Below are 17806 nucleotides of genomic sequence, written 5' to 3' on the forward strand. Positions count from 1 at the left end.
CTGGCGTTGTACGGAGTAACGAGTCGTGTTTGGAAAGCGTAATCAATCCGGCCCCGGCGCCGCACCGCCTCATGTTCCCGCGAGCGGCGCAACGCTCGCGCCCACGCAAAAGCCGATCGCGGCGCCCGCGCCGATGCCGTCGCAAGGCTCCAGTGACGGACGAGCCCCGCTGCCGGCAACGGGCTTGGGCGCATCGCTTCTGTCTGCGCCGACGTCACCGCAAAAGACCGCTCCCATTACGGCAACCGACAGCAGGCGGTCGGAATCCTACTACGAAGTGAAAGGGACCATTTTCGGCGCCCTGATCGAAGCGATCGATCTTGCACAGCTCGCGCGTCTCGATGCCGATGCCGCACGCGAGGAAATTCGCGACATCGTCAACGAAATCATCGCCATCAAGAATGTCGTGATGTCGATTTCCGAGCAGGAAGAACTGCTCGACGACATCTGCAACGACGTTCTCGGCTATGGACCGCTGGAACCGCTGCTCGCACGCGACGACATCGCCGATATCATGGTGAATGGGTCGGGAACGGTCTATATCGAAGTCGCTGGCAAGATTAACCGGACGGGCATCCGCTTCCGCGACAACCAGCAGCTTCTGAATATCTGTCAGCGTATCGTCAGTCAGGTCGGCCGCCGTGTCGATGAATCCTCACCGATCTGCGACGCACGCTTGCCCGACGGCTCGCGCGTCAACGCCATCGTGCCGCCGCTGGCGATCGACGGCCCTGCGCTAACCATCCGCAAGTTCAAGAAGGACAAGCTGACCCTCGATCAGCTCACCCGCTTCGGCACGATCACGCCAGAAGGCGCGGAAATCCTCAAAATCATCGGCCGCTGCCGCGTCAACTCGATTGTGTCCGGCGGTACCGGCTCCGGCAAGACCACGCTCTTGAACTGTCTGACGCAGTTCATCGACGACGACGAACGCATCATTACCTGCGAAGACGCCGCCGAACTGCAACTGCAGCAGCCGCATGTGGTGCGGCTGGAAACGCGGCCGCCCAATCTCGAAGGCGAAGGCCAGGTCACCATGCGCGATCTGGTGAAGAACTGTCTGCGTATGCGGCCCGAACGCATCATCGTCGGCGAAGTGCGCGGACCTGAAGCCTTCGACCTGCTTCAGGCCATGAATACCGGCCATGACGGTTCGATGGGAACGCTGCATGCCAACTCGCCGCGTGAAGCCTTGTCGCGTATCGAATCGATGATCACCATGGGCGGCTTTTCGCTCCCGTCGAAGACCATCCGCGAAATGATCTGCTCCTCGGTCGACGTCATCATCCAGGCGGCGCGCCTCCGCGATGGTTCCCGCCGTATCACGCACATCACCGAAGTGCTCGGCATGGAAGGCGACGTCATCATCACGCAGGATCTGTTCGTCTACGACATGATCGGCGAAGACGCGCACGGCAACCTGATCGGCCGGCATCGCTCCACCGGCATCGGCCGGCCGCGATTCTGGGATCGCGCCCGCTATTATGGCGAGGAAAAACGGCTCGCGGCCGCGCTCGACGCGAGCATCATGGCCGACGCGGACCTCACGAGCTGACCTCAATGTTTGGCGAGCTCAACCAGACCCTGCTCCTGTTCATCCTCGCCGCCATCGCGGTCGGCGGTCTGGCATGGGTGTTCGTTTATCCGATCCTGTCCGGTGAGCGCGCCGTCGAAAAGCGCACCGCCAGCGTCGCGCAACATCAGCCGGCGCAACGCATTGTGCGCGGCAGCCAGAAAACGCGGCGCGAGCAGGTCGAAGAATCGCTGAAGGAGCTTGAACAAAAGGAACAGAAGAACCGCAGATTGTCGCTGTCGCAGCGGATCTCCCAAGCCGGCCTCACCTGGTCGAAGCGACAATACATCCTTGTTAGCGCGGGCTTCGGCATCGTCGCATTTCTCACTGTTCTGGGCATGGGTCTTGGTCTGCTCCCGGCTTTGGGGCTCGGCTTCGCCGCATCCTTCGGCCTGCCCTATTGGATGCTGTCCTGGCTCAAGAAGCGGCGCGAGAACCGCTTTCTCGATGTCTTCCCCGATGCGGTCGACGTCATCGTGCGCGGTATCAAGTCGGGCCTGCCGCTGGCGGACAGTTTGCGCATGATCGCGGCAGAGGGGCAGGAGCCTGTGAAAAGCGAATTCAAAACCATTCTGGAAACGCAGGCGATCGGCATTCCGCTCGGCGAAGCCTGCCAGAAGCTCTACGAACGAATTCCCCTGCCGGAAGCCAATTTCTTCGGCATCGTCATCTCCATTCAGCAAAAGGCCGGCGGCAATCTCTCCGAAGCGCTCGGCAACCTCTCCAAGGTGCTGCGCGATCGCAAGAAGATGAAGGCCAAGATCCAGGCGATGTCGATGGAGGCGAAAGCCTCTGCCGCCATTATCGGTTCCTTGCCGCCGGCGGTGATGGGACTCGTATGGATGTCGAGCCCCAAATACATCGAACTGCTTTGGACACACCCAACCGGACAATTAATGCTTCTCGGCAGCGCCGTCTGGATGATCATCGGCTGTCTTGTCATGAAGAAGATGATCAATTTCGATTTCTAACGCTTGACGCCAAAGAGTGTGATGCAGGTTTTCGGATGATCATGCCTAGTGCCGCGATTTTGAAGTTCCTGCACCATTTGCAGCAAGCTCCTGTCAGGAACTTCAAAATCAAAAGCGGCACTAGAATCATAGACTTGCTAGTGCACCTTTGTTTCCGAAGTTCGTGTTTGAGATCGCCGCAGATACGGCACGAACTTCGGAAACGGTGCACTAGGTTATGAGTGAACGAAAATGACTCAACTCCTGATGGGCATTTTGCAGGACTCCCGGCTTCTGGCGATGATCCTCGCCGGCGTCGCCGCGATTGCGACCGTGATCACACTGGCCATGCCGCTTCTGGTTTCGGATCCGCTGCCGCGGCGCATGAAGTCGGTGGCGCTGGAGCGCGACAAGATCCGCCAGCGCGAACGCGAGCGGATGGCGCGCGGCGACAAGATATCTCTGCGTCAGAGCCCGAAACAATACATGCAGCACGCGGTGGAGAGGTTCCAACTCGCCAAATGGGTCGGTCAGGAGGAGGCCCGCGAAAAGCTGGTGCAGGCGGGTTATCGCGGCCAGGCGCCCTACGTCACCTATCTGTTCTTCCGCATGGTGATGCCGATCGCCGCATTGCTGATCACTCCGCTCTATGTGTTTTTCATCCTGAATCTGGCCTATCCGTTGCCGATCAAGATCGGCATCTGCCTGTTCGCGGTCTATCTCGGCATGCAGGTGCCGTGGCTGTTTCTCAAGAACAAAATTCAGAAACGCCAATTGTCGATCCGCCGCGCCTTTCCCGATGCGCTTGATCTGATGTTGATCTGCGTGGAATCGGGCATGTCGATCGAAGCCGCCTTCAAGAAGGTCAGTGACGAGATCGGCTCGCAATCGATCGCACTGGCGGAAGAGCTGACACTGACGACCGCCGAATTGTCCTATCTTCCGGATCGCCGCCAGGCCTATGAGAATCTTGCCAAGCGCACAGATCTGGAGGGCGTGAAGTCGGTTTGCGTGGCCTTGCAGCAGGCGGAACGTTACGGCACGCCGCTCGGTCAGACCCTGCGGGTGCTGGCGCAGGAAAATCGCGACATGCGCATGAATGAAGCCGAGAAGAAGGCTGCCGGACTGCCGCCGAAACTGACCGTGCCGATGATCCTGTTCTTCCTGCCGGTGCTGTTCATCGTCATTCTCGGACCGGCGGCCATCCGGGTAATGGGGCTGCAATAACGGACACTATTCAGCCGTCCGGTTCGCCGCTTGCTGCTGCAGCATCCGCGGCGACGGCTTGCCTTTCTTGGTATCGTTGGCGCTCTTTTCCGCAGCCAGCATGTGCCGCAGATCGGCAACATTGGCGGCCGCTTCCTCCGGCGAAAGATCGGCCCGCATGATGTCTTCCGCTTCTTGAAAGCGACCCTGCAAGCCGACGACCAGCGCCAGATTTTGGCGCACGCGCGGCTCCTTGCTCGAATAGGCATTCGCACGCCGCAGTGTAGCCTCGGCCTCACGCAAATTCTTCGAGAGCGCGTAGGAGAGACCGAGATTGGACATCACGGACGGTTCGTCCGGAACGATCTTCAGCGCACTCATATAATAGCGGCGCGCATCGTCATGCTTCCCCATCTGGTCGAGCACGGCACCCTGCGCCGACAGAATGCGCCAATCCGGCTGGTCCGGCGTATGTGCGCGGCTCAGCACATCAAGCGCCTGGCCGTAGTTGCCGGTATCGGCGAGGGCCCGGCCATACGCCCCCAGCACCTGCATATTGTTCTGATTGTGGATCGAGGATTGCTCGAGCACGGCCACCGCCTGTTCGCGCTGGCCGGTGGAGCGCAAGGCCTGCGCATAATTCACCGCGGCTTCGGGATTTTTCGGGTCCCTGCGATAGCGTTCGCCCCAGGCGTCCACATCGCGGCGCCATTCGGCCTCCGTCCGGGACCCGGACGATGCGACGATCGAGCCTGTCGTGTCCGCCGTGCGGGTCGTCTTGCAGCCGGCCATCGTGAGAGCAGCCAGGATGGCCATCGAGGCCAGCAGGTGACCCTTGGACAGGGCTTTGAACTTGCTACGATACATGACGCGCCTCGATCGGCGATAACGATCACCAGACGCCTCGTTCAATAAACTGTTAACCCTAACGGCTGGTTAAGGAACCTCGTGCCAAGAGAGTTTCAGGACGACATCGTGCTCAGTTGGAATCGCAGCGCGTGACCCGATAAGAAAGTGCCCATGCAGTCGATCTTTACCGAAGCCAGCCCATCCGCCATCCCGATCTGGTTCGTCACCAAGGCCACATGGCCGGAGATTCGCGCCAATCTCCCTATGCCCGCGCAAGCTTTTGCCGAAGCGGCCGGATTCGAGCCGAAAACCGGGCGCACTCTCGCCGTTCCCTCAGCCGATGGCAGCATCGCCGCTATTCTGTTCGGGATCGAAAAGAAGAAAGCGGACGCCAATCCGCTCCTCCCCGGCAATCTTCCCGGTCTCCTGCCCGCCGGCACCTATCGCTTCGCCAATGATCCGCACGACCCGCGTATCGCCGCGCTCGCCTTCGCGTTCGGCAGCTATCGTTTCGAGCGCTATCGCAAGCCGAACGGCAAGGAGATCAAGCTGGTGCCGCCACACGGCACCGACGTCGCCGATCTCACCCGCATCGTCGAGGGCGTATTCCTCGCCCGCGATCTCATCAACACGCCGTCGAACGATATGGGCCCGGCGGAATTGCATGAGGCCACGCGGCTTCTCGCCGAGCGTCACGATGCCTGGATCGAAGCCGTCACCGACGACGAATTGCTGCTGAAGAATTTCCCGCTGATCCATGCGGTCGGACGCGCATCGTCACGGCCGCCGCGCCTGATCGACCTGCGCTGGGGCAATCGCTCGCATCCGAAGGTGACGCTGGTCGGCAAGGGCGTCTGTTTCGACACCGGCGGCCTCGATCTGAAGCCCGAAAGCGCCATGCTGCTGATGAAGAAGGATATGGGCGGCGCGGCCGCGGTGCTGGCACTCGCGCACATGATTATGGATCGCAAGCTGCCGGTATCGCTGCGCGTCCTCATCCCCGCGGTCGAGAATTCGGTGTCCGGTTCGGCGTTCCGTCCGCTCGATATCTACCCCTCGCGCAAGGGCATCACCGTCGAAGTCGGCAATACCGATGCGGAAGGCCGCCTCGTTCTCGCCGATGCGCTGACGCTCGCCGACGAGGAAGAGCCCGACCTGCTCGTCGACATGGGCACGCTGACCGGCGCTGCGCGCGTTGCGCTCGGCCCGGAATTGCCGCCCTTCTATACCGGTGACGACGAACTGGCCGCGGCCGTTGCAAAACATGCGATCGCTGAGCGCGATCCGCTGTGGCGGATGCCGCTCTGGGCGCCGTATGAATCGATGCTCGATTCGAAAGTCGCCGACACCAGCAATGTCGGCGGCAGTTTTGCCGGCTCGATCACCTGCGCGCTGTTCCTGAAGAAATTCGTGTCCGCCGCCAAATCATGGCTGCATGTCGATATCTATGGCTGGACTCCCTCGGCCAAGCCGGGCCGGCCGGAAGGCGGCGAATGCCAGGCGGCGCGCGCGGTTTATGCGCTGCTCTGCGAACGATATGGATAGGACAACGTGAACCTTGACCCGCGCCTGACGCCGGCCCGCGCCGACCTCGCCGCCAAACATCTTGAAGGCAAGGTCGAAGCCGAACGCTTTGTCGAGGGCACGTTGTGCGAGGTTGTCGATCCTGTTGCGCCGGTGCGGCGCGAGCCGCGGCCCGACGCAGCGCAGGACACGCAGGCGCTGAAGGGGGAGCGCGTCATCGTCTACGAAGTCACCGAAGAAGGCTGGTGCTGGGGCCAGCTTGAGAGCGATGGCTATGTCGGCTGGATTCCAGCCAATGCGATATCAAAGCCCGGCACCGACGCAACCCACAAGGTGACGGCGCTGAGCACGCTGGTTTTTCCAGCGGCGAATATCAAAATGCCGCCGATCGAAATGCTGCCGTTCGGCGCACGTGTCGCGATTACGCGCATCGAGGAGCCGTTCGCTGTCACATCCAACGGCGGCTTTATTCCGGCGCGGCACCTTGCGCCCCTTAGCACGTTTGAGAATGATTTCGTGGCCGTTGCGGAACGCTTTCTCGGCACGCCCTATCTGTGGGGCGGCAAGAGCCATCTCGGCATCGACTGTTCGGGCCTCGTGCAGATCGCCGCGACCGCCTGCGGCGTAACGTGTCCGCGCGACAGCGACATGCAGCAGGCATCGCTTGGCGACGCCGTCAGTCTGAGCGGTGCGCTGTCCATGCCGCAACGTGGCGATGCGATGTTCTGGCCGGGCCATGTCGCTATCGTGCGCGACCGCAAGACCATCATCCACGCCAATGCGTATCATATGGCCGTTGCGATCGAGCCGATCGATCAGGCCATCGCCCGCATCAAGGCGGCGGGCTCTGCGGTATCGGGCGTGCGGCGTATCCTGTACCGGATGCAATCGGGCGGGTAGCGAGAAGATCCGCATCGTTTCTGCTTTACCTCCCCCCCCTGCAAGGGGAAGGTAAAGAAAGAAATCAACACACCGCCTTGCCGCATTTGCGGACCTGTTCGACGATGCCCTTGATCGTCTTCTGTCCGGGATGGCCTTGAATCGCGACGTCGTGGATCAGATACGATGGCGTCGCTTTCAGCCCGAGCTTGTCGGCAAAGCGCACATGCGCCTTCATGATCTCGGTGATGCCGTCGTCATTCGCCGCATTGACGATCTTCTGCTGGTCGAGCTTGAACGGCTCCATCGCCGCGAGCGCGCGTTGCCCGTCAATCGTACCGCGGCCTTCATAGAGCTTGCGGTGATACTGATAGAACGTCGCCGGCGGCACGGCTTTCGAGACCGCAATCTCGACGCGGCCGGCCTGGATCGACGGAATGCCGAGGACCGGGAACGGCACAAGCACGACGCGCAGTTTCTTGTCGGCCGCGAGCAGCGCATCGATATCGGCCGAAGCTCTCCGGCAATAGGGGCAATTGAGATCGTAGAATTCGACCAGCGTCACGTCGCCACCCGGATTGGCGGCCACCACAGCACCCGGCAGCTTCTCGGCAGCGGCCGTGCTCGATGGCATGATCTGGTGATTCATGATCGGGCTGCCGTCATCGGCCGTGATCGGCAGCCGCACCGGCACACCTTGCGCCGATGCCAGATGCGGAGTGAGAACGAAGGCAACAGCAATCAGAAGTCGTTGCATCATTATCAAAGCACCTAAGTCAGAGCGTCTTGTGATCCTCACAGACGCGGAACAGGAACCAAAATGGCGTTATGCCGAAGCTCAGGCCGATGCCGCTTCGAGATTGAAGGCGGCTGCGAACAGCGTGCGCGTGTAATCGCTTTTCGGATTCTTGAACAGTTCCTGCGCCGGGCCTTCCTCGACGATTTTACCATTGCGCATGACGATCAGACGGCTGGCCAGCGCCGCCACGACTTTCAGGTCGTGCGAGATGAAGAGGTAGGTCAGTCCACGACGTTTCTGCAGATCGCGTAACAGATCGACGATCTGCGACTGAATCAGCATATCGAGCGCCGAGGTCGGCTCGTCGAGCACGATGAACTTCGGCTGCAGCACCACGGCGCGCGCCACCGCGATACGCTGGCGCTGGCCGCCGGAAAACTCATGCGGATAGCGAAAGCGCGTCTCCGGATCGAGGCCGACATCGCTCAGCGCCTGCACCACCATCGCCTCGCGCTCCTGCGCCGGCATTTTCGGATGATGCACGAGGAGGCCCTCCTCGATGATATCGGCGACCGACATGCGCGGGCTGAGCGAGCCATACGGATCCTGGAACACGATCTGCATGTCGCTGCGCAGCGGCCGCATCTGCTTGAACTTCAGGCCCTGCACGTTATGACCCATGAACACAATCGGGCCTTGCGAGGAAATCAGCCGCAGGATCGCAAGACCGAGCGTCGTCTTGCCGGACCCGGATTCGCCGACAATGCCGAGCGTCTCGCCCTGCCGCACTTCGATCGAGACGCCATCCACCGCCTTGATGTGCCCGACGGTCGAGCGCAACACGCCGCGCTTGATCGGGAACCAGACTTTCAGATCGTCGGTCTTCACCATCACCGGCGCCGCCGGCTGCAAGGGCGCGGGATCGGGCTTGGGTTCAGCGTTCAACAACGCACGTGTGTAAGGGTGTTCGGGCTTGTTGAAGATCGTTTCGACATCGCCTTTTTCGACGATCTGGCCCTTGTTCATGACGCAGACGCGATCGGCGATCTTGCGCACGATGCCAAGGTCATGGGTAATGAACAGCACCGCCATGCCAAGCCGCGATTGCAGGTCCTTCAAGAGCTTCAGGATCTGCGCCTGCACGGTGACATCGAGCGCCGTCGTCGGTTCGTCGGCGATCAGAAGATCGGGTTCATTGGCGAGCGCCATCGCGATCATCACACGCTGGCGCTGTCCGCCCGACATCTGGTGCGGATAGCTCGCCAGCCGTCCGACCGGATCGGGAATGCCGACCTGCGTCAGCAATTCGACGATGCGCTTGCGCGCGGCATCCCCACGCAGACTGGTATGCAGATCGAGAATTTCGCGGATCTGCCGCTCGATCGTCTGCAGCGGATTGAGTGACGTCATCGGTTCCTGGAAAATGATGGTGATGTCGTTGCCGCGAATCCCGCGGATCTCGCGCTCGGACATCCCCAGCAGTTCCTGGTCCTTGAAATGGATCGTGCCGCTCGGATGGCTTGCCGCGGGATAAGGCAAGAGCTTCATCACCGACATTGCGGTGACCGACTTGCCGGAACCCGATTCGCCGACCAGCGCCACGGTCTCGCGCGGCTTCACATCGAACGAGATGCGATCGACCGCAAGCGTCGTGCGCCCGGCTTGCGTGAACGCGACCGACAAATCCTTCACCGACAGGATGGGGCTCTCACCGCTCATGCGAAGATCTTTCGTGGATCGAAGGCATCGCGCACCGCTTCACCGATGAAGATCAACAGCGACAGCATGATGCCGATCGAGAAAAAGCCGGCGATGCCGAGCCATGGCGCCTGGATGTTGGCCTTGGCCTGCGACAGCAATTCACCGAGCGACGGCGATCCGGGCGGCAGGCCGAGCCCTAGGAAGTCCAGCGCCGTCAGTGTCGTCACCGATGCGGAGAGGATGAAGGGCAGGAAGGTCAGCGTCGCCACCATCGCATTCGGCAGCAAATGGCGGAACATGATGTTGATGTTGGAAACGCCCAGCGCCCGCGCCGCCGTCACATATTCGAAATTGCGGCCGCGCAGGAATTCCGCGCGCACAAGGCCGACCAGCGACACCCAGGAGAACAGCAGCAAAATTCCGAGAAGGACGAAGAAACTCGGCGTCAGCACCGACGAAATGATCATCAACAGGAACAGTTGCGGCACCGATGTCCAGATTTCGAGGAAGCGCTGGAACAACAGATCGACCTTGCCGCCGAAATAGCCCTGCACCGCGCCCGCAACAACGCCGATCACCGATGAAATGCTGGACAGGATCAGCCCGAACAGAACCGAGAGCCGGAAGCCGTAGATCAAGCGCGCCAGCACGTCGCGGCCCTGATCGTCGGTGCCGAGCCAGTTATATTCGAGATCGCGGCAGCTATTCAGTTTCTTGCGCTCGACCACCGGCCTGCATTGCTCTTCCGTCAGCATCCATGTCGGCGGTGATGGCGCCGGCGTCGGCAGATCGAGATTATGCGTCGAGTACGAGTAACGGATCGGCGGCCACAGCATGAAGCCGCCCTTTTCCGCGATCTTCTCCTGCAGATACGGATCGCGATAATCCGCGGCCGTTTCGAACTCGCCGCCGAAGGTCGTCTCGGCATAGGTCACGATGGCGGGAAAATAGAAACGGCCGTCGTAGCGAATGAGGAACGGCTTGTCGTTGGCGATGAATTCGGCAAACAGCGACAGGAGGAACAGCGTCAGGAAGATCCACAGCGACCAGTAACCTCGCTTGTTCTTTTTGAAGTTTTCCCATCGTCGGCGATTGATCGGCGAGATCGCCAGCGGCCGCCGCTCCGGCAGAACGGCCAGGCCGGTTGCTCCGATGGCGCCGGTCTCCGGCTGGGTGTTCGGCACGCGCGCATCCATGTCAGACCTCGCGCGCTTCGAAGTCGATCCGCGGATCGACCAGCGTGTAGGTGATGTCCGACAAGAGGCCCACGAACAAACCGATCAGCGCGAAGATATAGAGATTGGCGAACACCACCGCATAATCGCGGTTCATGATGCTCTCGAAACTGAGCAGGCCCAGGCCGTCCAGCGAGAAGATCGTTTCGATCAGGAAGGCATCGGCGAAGAACGCACTGATGAAGGTGCTCGGAAAGCCGGCGATGACGATCAGCATGGCGTTGCGGAACACATGGCCGTAGAGCACCTGACGGCTGGTGCAGCCCTTGGCCTTGGCGGTCAGCACATATTGCTTACGGATTTCATCGAGGAACGAGTTCTTGGTCAGCAGCGTCATGGTGGTGAACGCGCCGAGCATCATCGCCGTCAGCGGCAGGGTCAGATGCCAGAAATAATCTATGATCTTCGAATACCACGGCAGTTGCGACCAGTTGTCGGATGTCAGGCCGCGCAACGGGAACCAGTCGAGGAACGAGCCGCCGGCAAACAGGACGATCAACAGGATCGCGAACAGAAATCCCGGGATGGCATAACCGACAATGATAATGCCCGAGGTCCATGTGTCGAAGCGCGAGCCGTCCTGCACCGCCTTGCGGATGCCGAGCGGGATCGAGATCAGGTAGACGAGCAGCGTCATCCACAGGCCGAGCGAGATCGAGACCGGCAGCTTCTCCTTGATCAGTTGCAGAATGCTGATGTCGCGGAAATAGCTCTTGCCGAAATCGAAGCGGATATAATTCCACAGCATCAGGAAGAAGCGCTCGTGGGCCGGCTTGTCGAAACCGAATTGCTGCTCCAGCTTCTTGATGAATTCCGGATCGAGGCCCTGCGCGCCGCGATAGCGGGACGAGGCGCCATCGATCGATGCCGCGCCTTCCGCTCCCGTCCGCCCGCCGAAATCGCCGCCCGGCGATCCCGAGACGCGCGACGTGGCGCCGGTATCGGCGCCGGACAATTGCGCGATGATGCGCTCCACCGGGCCGCCGGGCGCAAGCTGGATCACCACGAACGAAACCAGCATGATGCCGAACAAGGTCGGGATCATCAGCAGCAGACGTCGGATGATATAAGCGCCCATGAGAACTCGATTTGCCGTTGCCCTAGATCCATCTCCGCTCATTCCCGCGAAAGCGGGAATCCAGAATTGTTCAGTCTGGGCCCCCGCCTTCGCGGGGACGAGCGGCAATGGAGACTTGGATCAGACTCCAGACCTTAAACCGGCGCATTCACTCGCCGTCCTTCACCTACGGGAGACGTGAAAGAAATTACTTAACCTTTTCGCTCCAACTGCGCCGCTTTTTGCGGATCGTACCACCATGTCTCGGGAATGCCGCGGGCATATTTCGGCTTGCCCTGCGCCGGCCGGTCGAACATGTCCCAATAAGCGAGCCAATGTGAGGCCTTGTACCATTGCGGCACCCAGTAACGGCCGGACCGGATCACGCGATCGAGCGCCTTGCAGGCAGCAACGAGGTCCGGGCGCGTGGGCGCCGCGACGATCTGCTCGATCAGGGCATCGATCACCGGATCGGAAATGCCGGCGAGATTTTGCGAGCCCCTGGTGGCCGCCGCGCGCGACGAGAAATACGACCGCAACGAATCGCCGGGAACGGTCGAGAATCCGAACCGCTGGATCGCGATGTCGAAATCGAAATCAATCATGCGCAACTGCTCTTGCGCCGGATCGACCATGCGCACATTCGCCTCGATGCCAAGCACATTGAGATTCTTGATATAGGGCATGTGGTGCGGCTGAAAGCTTGGCTCATCCAGCAGAAACTCGATCGTCATGCGCTCGCCCTGCGGAGTAAAGCGCTTGCCGTCTTTAACCGGATAGCCGGCCTTGGTGAGAAGCTGCGATGCATGCCGCAACAAGCTGCGATCGTTGCCGGAGCCATCCGACACCGGCGGCACGAACGGCTCGCCGAACACTTCATCGGGCACCTTGCCGCGGAATGGCTCCAGGATCTTCAGCTCGTCTTCGCCTGGCTTGCCGACCGCCATCATATCGGAATTCTGGAACACCGAATGGGTCCGGTCATAGGACCCATACATGATGTTGCGATTGGTCCATTCGAAATCGAAGGCGTAGATCAACGCTTCGCGCAACTGCACGTTCTGGAATTTCGACCGCCGCGTGTTGATGAACCAGCCTTGCGCGCCGGACGGCGTCTCGTCCTTCAACACATCTCGCTTCACCCGCCCATCGCGAACGGCGGGAAAATCATAGCGGGTCGCCCAGATCCGCGAAGTGAATTCCTCGCGGAACGCGTAGCTCTTGCCAGTAAAACCCTGGAATGCGACATCGCGGTCGCGATAATATTCGTAGCGGATCACATCGAAATTGTTCTGGCCGCGCTCGGCCGGCAGGTTCGCGCCCCACCAGTCTTTGACGCGTTCGTATTCGATCCAGCGGCCGGTCTCGAATCGTCCGACCTTGTAGGCGCCGCTGCCGAGCGGAACATCCATCGTCGATTCATCGAACGGCCGCTTGCTGTAATAGGCGCGTGAGAAGATCGGCAAGCCCGCGACAGACAGCGGCACATCGCGCCCGCGCTTCTCCTTGAACCGCGCAATCACAGTCAGATCGTCGATCGCTTCCGCGCCTTCGAAATCGCGAAGGATCGATCCGATAATGGGGTGACCCTTCTCTTTCAGGATATTCAGCGAAAATGCGCAGTCATGCGCGGTCAGCGGTGAGCCATCATGAAAGGCAAGGCCCGGCCGCATCAGGAAGCGATAGGTCAGCCCGTCATCGGAAATCCGCACCGCCCGCGCGGCGAGGCCGTACATCGAATCGGGTTCGTCGGATGCGCGCGACATCAGGCTGGCAAATGTCCGCTCCATCCCCATCGGGGCGTCGCCCTTCAGGATGTAGCTGTTCATCGTGTTGAAGGTGAGGAAGTTCTGGTTATACGCCCGGCTGGTTCCAACCAGCGAAAAAGTCCCGCCCTTCGGCGCGTTGGGATTGACGTAATCCAGATGCTTGAAGTCCGCCGGATATTTGAGATCGCCGAACGCCGACATGCCATGCGCTTCGCGTCCAGGCGTTTCGGTCGCTTGCGCGGCCTGCGCAAAAGCCGGACCGGAGCGCCCGAGAGAAAGAGCACCGGCGGCGCCGGCAGCGATGGTGAGGACCCTGCGGCGCGTCAATGACGTCACGAGCGCGTTCCCACCTTCGAGGCCCTGTCCGCATCCCACCACCACACCGTGGGGAAGCCGGACATTCCGTATTTCGGCAGCGGATCGGGTTTGCCGAAACGATCCCAGCGCGCCGTGCGCACTTTGCCGTAAGTCCATTGCGGCACGACGTAGTGATGCCACAGCAGCACGCGATCCAGCGCTTTGGTCGCCGCCACGAGTTCTTCGCGGCTCTTGGCGAAAATGACGCGGTCGATCAGCGTATCGATGGCCGGATCCTTGATGCCGACATAGTTGCGCGACCCCGGCTGATCGGCCGCCTTCGAACCCCAATAAGCCCGCTGCTCATTGCCCGGCGACAGCGACTGCCCCCAGGACGCGACCACCATGTCGAAATCCCAGTTGCGCAGACGATTTTCGTATTGCGTCGGGTCGACGAGCCGGATCGTCATATCGACGCCGACGCGATCCATCAGCGGCTTCCAGAATCCGACAACGCGCTCGAAAGTCGGCGAAGCGATCAGCACCTCGACCGTCATCTTCTCGCCGGTCTTGACATTGGTCAGCTTGCGGTCGCGTATCTCCCAGCCGGCCTCGCGGAACATCCGCAGCGCCTCGCGCAGGTTGCTGCGCACGGCCTCGTTGTTGCCGCCAGCGGGGCTCCAATAAGCGGTCGTGAAAACCTCCGCCGGCACCTTGTCCTTCACCGTCTGCAGGATTTCGAGTTCCAGTCCCTCCGGCAATCCGGACGATGCAAGTTCGGTGCCTTCGAAATAGCTGTTGATGCGCTTGTATTGCCCGAAGAAGATCTGCTTGTTCATCTCCTCGAAATCGAAGGCGAAATTGAAGGCACGCCGCACGCGCGGATCCTTGAATTTCTCGCGCCGGATATTGAAGGCGAAGGCCTGCATGATGCCTATATTGGTGATCGGGAATTCCTCCAGCAGCACGCGCTTGTCGCGCACCGCGGGAAAATCGTAAGCCGTCGCCCAGTCCTTGGCGCTGTTCTCGGTGCGCCAGTCGATCTGGTCGGCCTTGAAGGCTTCCAGCGCCACCGTCGAGTCGCGAAAATACTCGTAACGGATCTCGTCGAAATTGTTGGTGCCGACATTCACATTGATGTCGTTGCCCCAGTAGTCGGGCACGCGCTCATAGACGATGCTGCGGCCGGCGACGAACGACTTCACGCGATAGGCGCCGCAACCGAGCGGCGGCTCCAGCGTCGTCTGCGACACATCGCGCTGTTTGCCCTGCGCGTCTTTGCCTTCCCACCAATGCTTCGGGATCACGTTGATCTGACCGACGATCTGCGGCAATTCGCGATTGCCGGCCTGATCGAAAGTGAAAGTGATGTCGCGCTCACCGGTCTTCTCGGCCTTGATCACATGCCGGTAATAGGCCGAGAGCTGCGGATCGTGCGTCTTGAACGCATTGAACGAGAAGATGACGTCTTCGACCGTCACCGGCTTGCCGTCATGCCATTTCGCTTCCGGACGCAGCCGATAGGTGCAGCTCGAGAAGTCGTCCGGATAGCTCACCTTCTCCGCGAGCAATCCATATTCCGCCGACACTTCGTCGAGCGACGACGTCATCAACGCGTCTGACGTGTAAGTGATGGCGGCCGCAAGCTGCCCTTTCGTGCCGGCGACGACGAAGTTGAAATTGTCGAAGGTGCCGATCGCGACCTGGCGCACCGCGCCGCCGCGCGGCGCTTTCGGGTTCACATATTCGAAATGCTTGAAGTCGGCCGGATATTTCAGGTCGCCGAACAGCGACAGCCCGTGCCGCCAGTTGTTGGTGGCAGCGGCTGACCCTTGGGCAGCGGCCTTCAAGGGCGCGAGGACTTCGAGGGAGGAAAGGGCGGGGGCTGTCAGCGCGAGCGCGCCAGCACGGATCAGAGAACGGCGGGACAGGTTCAAGGTCGGTCTCTCCGGGCGGTATCGGACGGCGGTACTAGGCGGTCATCTATGTCGCTTTTACGGATAACCCCACCAGACAAACATTAATTGCTGGCAATTTACCCTGTTTGACCAACAAACCGGCAACGCCATCGTTCATAGGGCCTCGTCGCGAATCCTAAGCCATTGAGGTTACACCAAATTCCTGTCCGGATGTCTGCTCTTCCCGGCCCCGGGACAAGCTGCGACATCGAGACTCAGCGCCGCTCGCAAGAGCTACGACCCAGCCCGCTTGGCTGGTGCAGTCAACCGCGGCGCCACGGGATAGGGCCCCTCAGAGAATATTTCGGCGTGATACCCCTTCGACCCGATGGCCTGCGCCAGGGGACTCTGGATGGATTCGCCGCGGCTGAGACGATCGACAATGGACGCGAAATCGGTGCGCGGCTGCCAGCCGAGCTCGCGGCGCGCCTTGTCGCTGACATAGACGCGGTCGATGCGCGGCAGCATGGTCCAGTTCCGGCGCGCATATTCGGCGACGTAGCCGGGGACGTGCCGCGCGACGGCCTTCGGTGCATCGACGCGGATGGTCTTGAGATCGTCCGGCGTGAATGGCGTCGTGGCGCTGATGATGTATCGCGCAAAGCCGATCCGCGGCGCATGCTCGGCCGCCAGCAGATGCGCCTGCACACAGTCATCGATCTCGACACGACGATGCAGATATTCGTTCGCCTTCATATTGTCGTCCGCATAGGCCGCGCGCACGGCCTTGTCGTCGTCTTCTTCCGGAAAGAACCGCGATGTTCGCAGGATGATGCAGGCAAGGCCGCTGTTGCGATGAAACAATTGACACAGATCTTCGGCCGCAGCCTTGGTCACGCCGTAGATATTCTTCGGGATTGGCCGGACCTCTTCGGTAATCCAGGCCGCCGGTGCACCGGCCGGCGGAATCAGCGCGTCACCGAAAACGCTGGTGGTGCTGGTGAAGATGAACGAGCGGAGGTTTATCCGCACGGCTTCTTCGAGCAGCGTCAGCGTGCCGCTGACATTGGTATCGATGAAAGCCTGCGCGGGATGCGTTGCCACATGCGGCTTGTGCAAGGTCGCGGCGTGAAACACCACCTCCGCACCGGCCATGACACGCGCCACGCAGGAGGGATCGGCGATCGAGCCGATATCGGTCGTCATCGCCCCCGGCACGATATCGAGCCCGGTGACGTCATGACCCGCACTTTTCAGGGTCCGCACCAGTGCCTCGCCGAGATGGCCGGAGCTGCCTGTTACCAGCGCTTTCATCGTCCTTCGATCCGTCGCGTCCCTTAAAAGCAAACGGCCAGGCACATGGCCCGGCCGTTTTCGACAACCACCCGAAGATGGACCTTACTGCTGCTTCTCGGCCGGCGGGGCCGATGGCGCTGCTTCGGCCGCTTTCGGCAGCGGCGCCGGATTGTCCGACAGGCTGCGCAGGTAGCTGATCACGTCGGCGCGCTGGCCGGGGCGAGAAAGGCCCGCAAAACCCATACTGGTGCCCTTAATGAAGGCCTTTGGGTTGGCCAGGAATTGGTCCAGATCCTCATAGGTCCACTTGCCACCCGCCGCCTTCATCGCCGCCGAGAAGTTGAAGCCGTTGCGGCCATGACCCTTCTCGTCGTTGACGATGTCATAGAGGTTCGGGCCGACCCGGTTCGGACCGCCCTTTTCGAAGGTGTGGCAGGAGGCACACTGCTTGGCGGCCGCTTCGCCCTTTTTGGGATCAGCACTCGCCAGACGCACCGCGATCGGCTCGGCCGCTTCCGGCTTGGCCACCTCGCCACCGCCCGCTGGTGTTTCCGGCACGGCAATGTCGTAGCCCGGCTTGGCCAGCTTGCCGGGGGCGAAAATCGCGCCAGCCGCGATATTCAGGGTCAAAACACCCAGGCAGGTCGCCAGAACGGCGCCCATGATCTTGTTCAGTTCGAAGGAATCCATCTGGGGTCTCGTGCGGAAGCTGGCAGCGCTCGGATTAGAACCGCATGAAGCTGCGGCGGCGCATGATTAGCCGGTTTGCGCGCGGGGATGCAACCCGTATAAGCGGGCATTCCCTGCGACATTCGCATGCCGGCAAACGCCCT

The 17806-nt window shown here is 61.0% G+C and carries 14 protein-coding genes; 5 read left to right on the forward strand and 9 right to left on the reverse strand.

Annotation, left to right across the window (positions count from 1 at the left end):
- Positions 1 to 25 precede the first annotated feature (25 nt).
- The 3 genes from CAK95_RS06670 to CAK95_RS06680 all read left to right on the forward strand — a co-directional run bounded on the left by CAK95_RS06670 (position 26) and on the right by CAK95_RS06680 (position 3750).
- Positions 26 to 1555, forward strand: coding sequence for a TadA family conjugal transfer-associated ATPase (locus tag CAK95_RS06670; RefSeq protein ID WP_425349675.1), 1530 nt, complete (start codon positions 26 to 28; stop codon positions 1553 to 1555).
- Between the two features lie 5 nt (positions 1556 to 1560).
- Positions 1561 to 2544 carry a type II secretion system F family protein gene (locus CAK95_RS06675; protein WP_086087206.1) on the forward strand — a complete coding sequence of 328 codons (984 nt, stop codon included), beginning with the start codon at positions 1561 to 1563 and terminating at the stop codon, positions 2542 to 2544.
- Positions 2545 to 2775: 231 nt separating this feature from the next.
- Positions 2776 to 3750 (forward strand): type II secretion system F family protein, encoded by a 975-nt coding sequence (locus CAK95_RS06680; protein ID WP_086087207.1) that lies wholly within the window; start codon positions 2776 to 2778, stop codon positions 3748 to 3750.
- A gap of 6 nt (positions 3751 to 3756) precedes the next feature.
- Here the strand turns inward: CAK95_RS06680 and CAK95_RS06685 are convergent, their stop codons facing one another.
- Positions 3757 to 4596: a tetratricopeptide repeat protein gene (locus CAK95_RS06685; RefSeq protein ID WP_086087208.1), complete on the reverse strand. Its 840-nt coding sequence runs from the start codon at positions 4594 to 4596 to the stop codon at positions 3757 to 3759.
- 153 nt (positions 4597 to 4749) lie between these two features.
- On the opposite strand from CAK95_RS06685, the gene CAK95_RS06690 reads away from it, so the two are divergent.
- Both CAK95_RS06690 and CAK95_RS06695 read left to right on the forward strand, forming a co-directional pair.
- Positions 4750 to 6123: a leucyl aminopeptidase family protein gene (locus CAK95_RS06690; protein ID WP_086087209.1), complete on the forward strand. Its 1374-nt coding sequence runs from the start codon at positions 4750 to 4752 to the stop codon at positions 6121 to 6123.
- Positions 6124 to 6129: 6 nt separating this feature from the next.
- Positions 6130 to 7002 carry a C40 family peptidase gene (locus CAK95_RS06695; RefSeq protein WP_086087210.1) on the forward strand — a complete coding sequence of 291 codons (873 nt, stop codon included), beginning with the start codon at positions 6130 to 6132 and terminating at the stop codon, positions 7000 to 7002.
- Between the two features lie 64 nt (positions 7003 to 7066).
- On the opposite strand, the gene CAK95_RS06700 is transcribed toward CAK95_RS06695, so the two are convergent.
- The 8 genes from CAK95_RS06700 to CAK95_RS06735 form a co-directional block, all read right to left on the reverse strand.
- Positions 7067 to 7741, reverse strand: coding sequence for a thioredoxin domain-containing protein (locus CAK95_RS06700; RefSeq protein WP_086087211.1), 675 nt, complete (start codon positions 7739 to 7741; stop codon positions 7067 to 7069).
- A 78-nt stretch (positions 7742 to 7819) separates the two neighbouring features.
- Positions 7820 to 9439, reverse strand: a complete 1620-nt coding sequence (locus CAK95_RS06705) for an ABC transporter ATP-binding protein (RefSeq protein WP_086087212.1) — start codon at positions 9437 to 9439, stop codon at positions 7820 to 7822.
- Positions 9436 to 10617, reverse strand: a complete 1182-nt coding sequence (locus CAK95_RS06710) for an ABC transporter permease (protein ID WP_086087213.1) — start codon at positions 10615 to 10617, stop codon at positions 9436 to 9438. The genes CAK95_RS06705 and CAK95_RS06710 overlap by 4 nt, the downstream gene beginning before the upstream one ends.
- A gap of 1 nt (position 10618) precedes the next feature.
- Complete coding sequence (locus tag CAK95_RS06715) at positions 10619 to 11734, reverse strand: microcin C ABC transporter permease YejB (protein ID WP_086087214.1); 1116 nt, start codon at positions 11732 to 11734, stop codon at positions 10619 to 10621.
- Between the two features lie 191 nt (positions 11735 to 11925).
- Entirely contained in the window at positions 11926 to 13818 is a 1893-nt protein-coding gene (locus tag CAK95_RS06720) for an extracellular solute-binding protein (RefSeq protein WP_183044300.1), read from the reverse strand.
- Entirely contained in the window at positions 13815 to 15716 is a 1902-nt protein-coding gene (locus CAK95_RS06725; protein WP_086087215.1) for an extracellular solute-binding protein, read from the reverse strand. Before CAK95_RS06725 ends, CAK95_RS06720 begins: the two co-directional genes overlap by 4 nt.
- A 255-nt stretch (positions 15717 to 15971) precedes the next feature.
- On the reverse strand, positions 15972 to 16991 hold the full coding sequence (locus tag CAK95_RS06730; RefSeq protein ID WP_086087216.1) for an NAD-dependent epimerase/dehydratase family protein: 1020 nt from the start codon (positions 16989 to 16991) through the stop codon (positions 15972 to 15974).
- A gap of 84 nt (positions 16992 to 17075) precedes the next feature.
- On the reverse strand, positions 17076 to 17663 hold the full coding sequence (locus CAK95_RS06735; RefSeq protein WP_086087217.1) for a c-type cytochrome: 588 nt from the start codon (positions 17661 to 17663) through the stop codon (positions 17076 to 17078).
- Between the last annotated feature and the right edge of the window lie 143 nt (positions 17664 to 17806).

This window comes from Pseudorhodoplanes sinuspersici (assembly GCF_002119765.1).
Taxonomy (GTDB): Bacteria; Pseudomonadota; Alphaproteobacteria; order Rhizobiales; family Xanthobacteraceae; genus Pseudorhodoplanes; species Pseudorhodoplanes sinuspersici.

Bases quoted from the DNA above. Each gene is read 5' to 3' on its own strand.
- CAK95_RS06690 (WP_086087209.1), top strand. From the start codon at position 4,750: ATGCAGTCGATCTTTACCGAAGCCAGCCCATCCGCCATCCCGATCTGG.
- CAK95_RS06700 (WP_086087211.1), bottom strand. From the start codon at position 7,741: ATGATGCAACGACTTCTGATTGCTGTTGCCTTCGTTCTCACTCCGCAT.
- CAK95_RS06685 (WP_086087208.1), bottom strand. From the start codon at position 4,596: ATGTATCGTAGCAAGTTCAAAGCCCTGTCCAAGGGTCACCTGCTGGCC.
- CAK95_RS06705 (WP_086087212.1), bottom strand. From the start codon at position 9,439: ATGAGCGGTGAGAGCCCCATCCTGTCGGTGAAGGATTTGTCGGTCGCG.
- CAK95_RS06680 (WP_086087207.1), top strand. From the start codon at position 2,776: ATGACTCAACTCCTGATGGGCATTTTGCAGGACTCCCGGCTTCTGGCG.
- CAK95_RS06730 (WP_086087216.1), bottom strand. From the start codon at position 16,991: ATGAAAGCGCTGGTAACAGGCAGCTCCGGCCATCTCGGCGAGGCACTG.
- CAK95_RS06675 (WP_086087206.1), top strand. From the start codon at position 1,561: ATGTTTGGCGAGCTCAACCAGACCCTGCTCCTGTTCATCCTCGCCGCC.
- CAK95_RS06710 (WP_086087213.1), bottom strand. From the start codon at position 10,617: ATGGATGCGCGCGTGCCGAACACCCAGCCGGAGACCGGCGCCATCGGA.
- CAK95_RS06715 (WP_086087214.1), bottom strand. From the start codon at position 11,734: ATGGGCGCTTATATCATCCGACGTCTGCTGCTGATGATCCCGACCTTG.
- CAK95_RS06735 (WP_086087217.1), bottom strand. From the start codon at position 17,663: ATGGATTCCTTCGAACTGAACAAGATCATGGGCGCCGTTCTGGCGACC.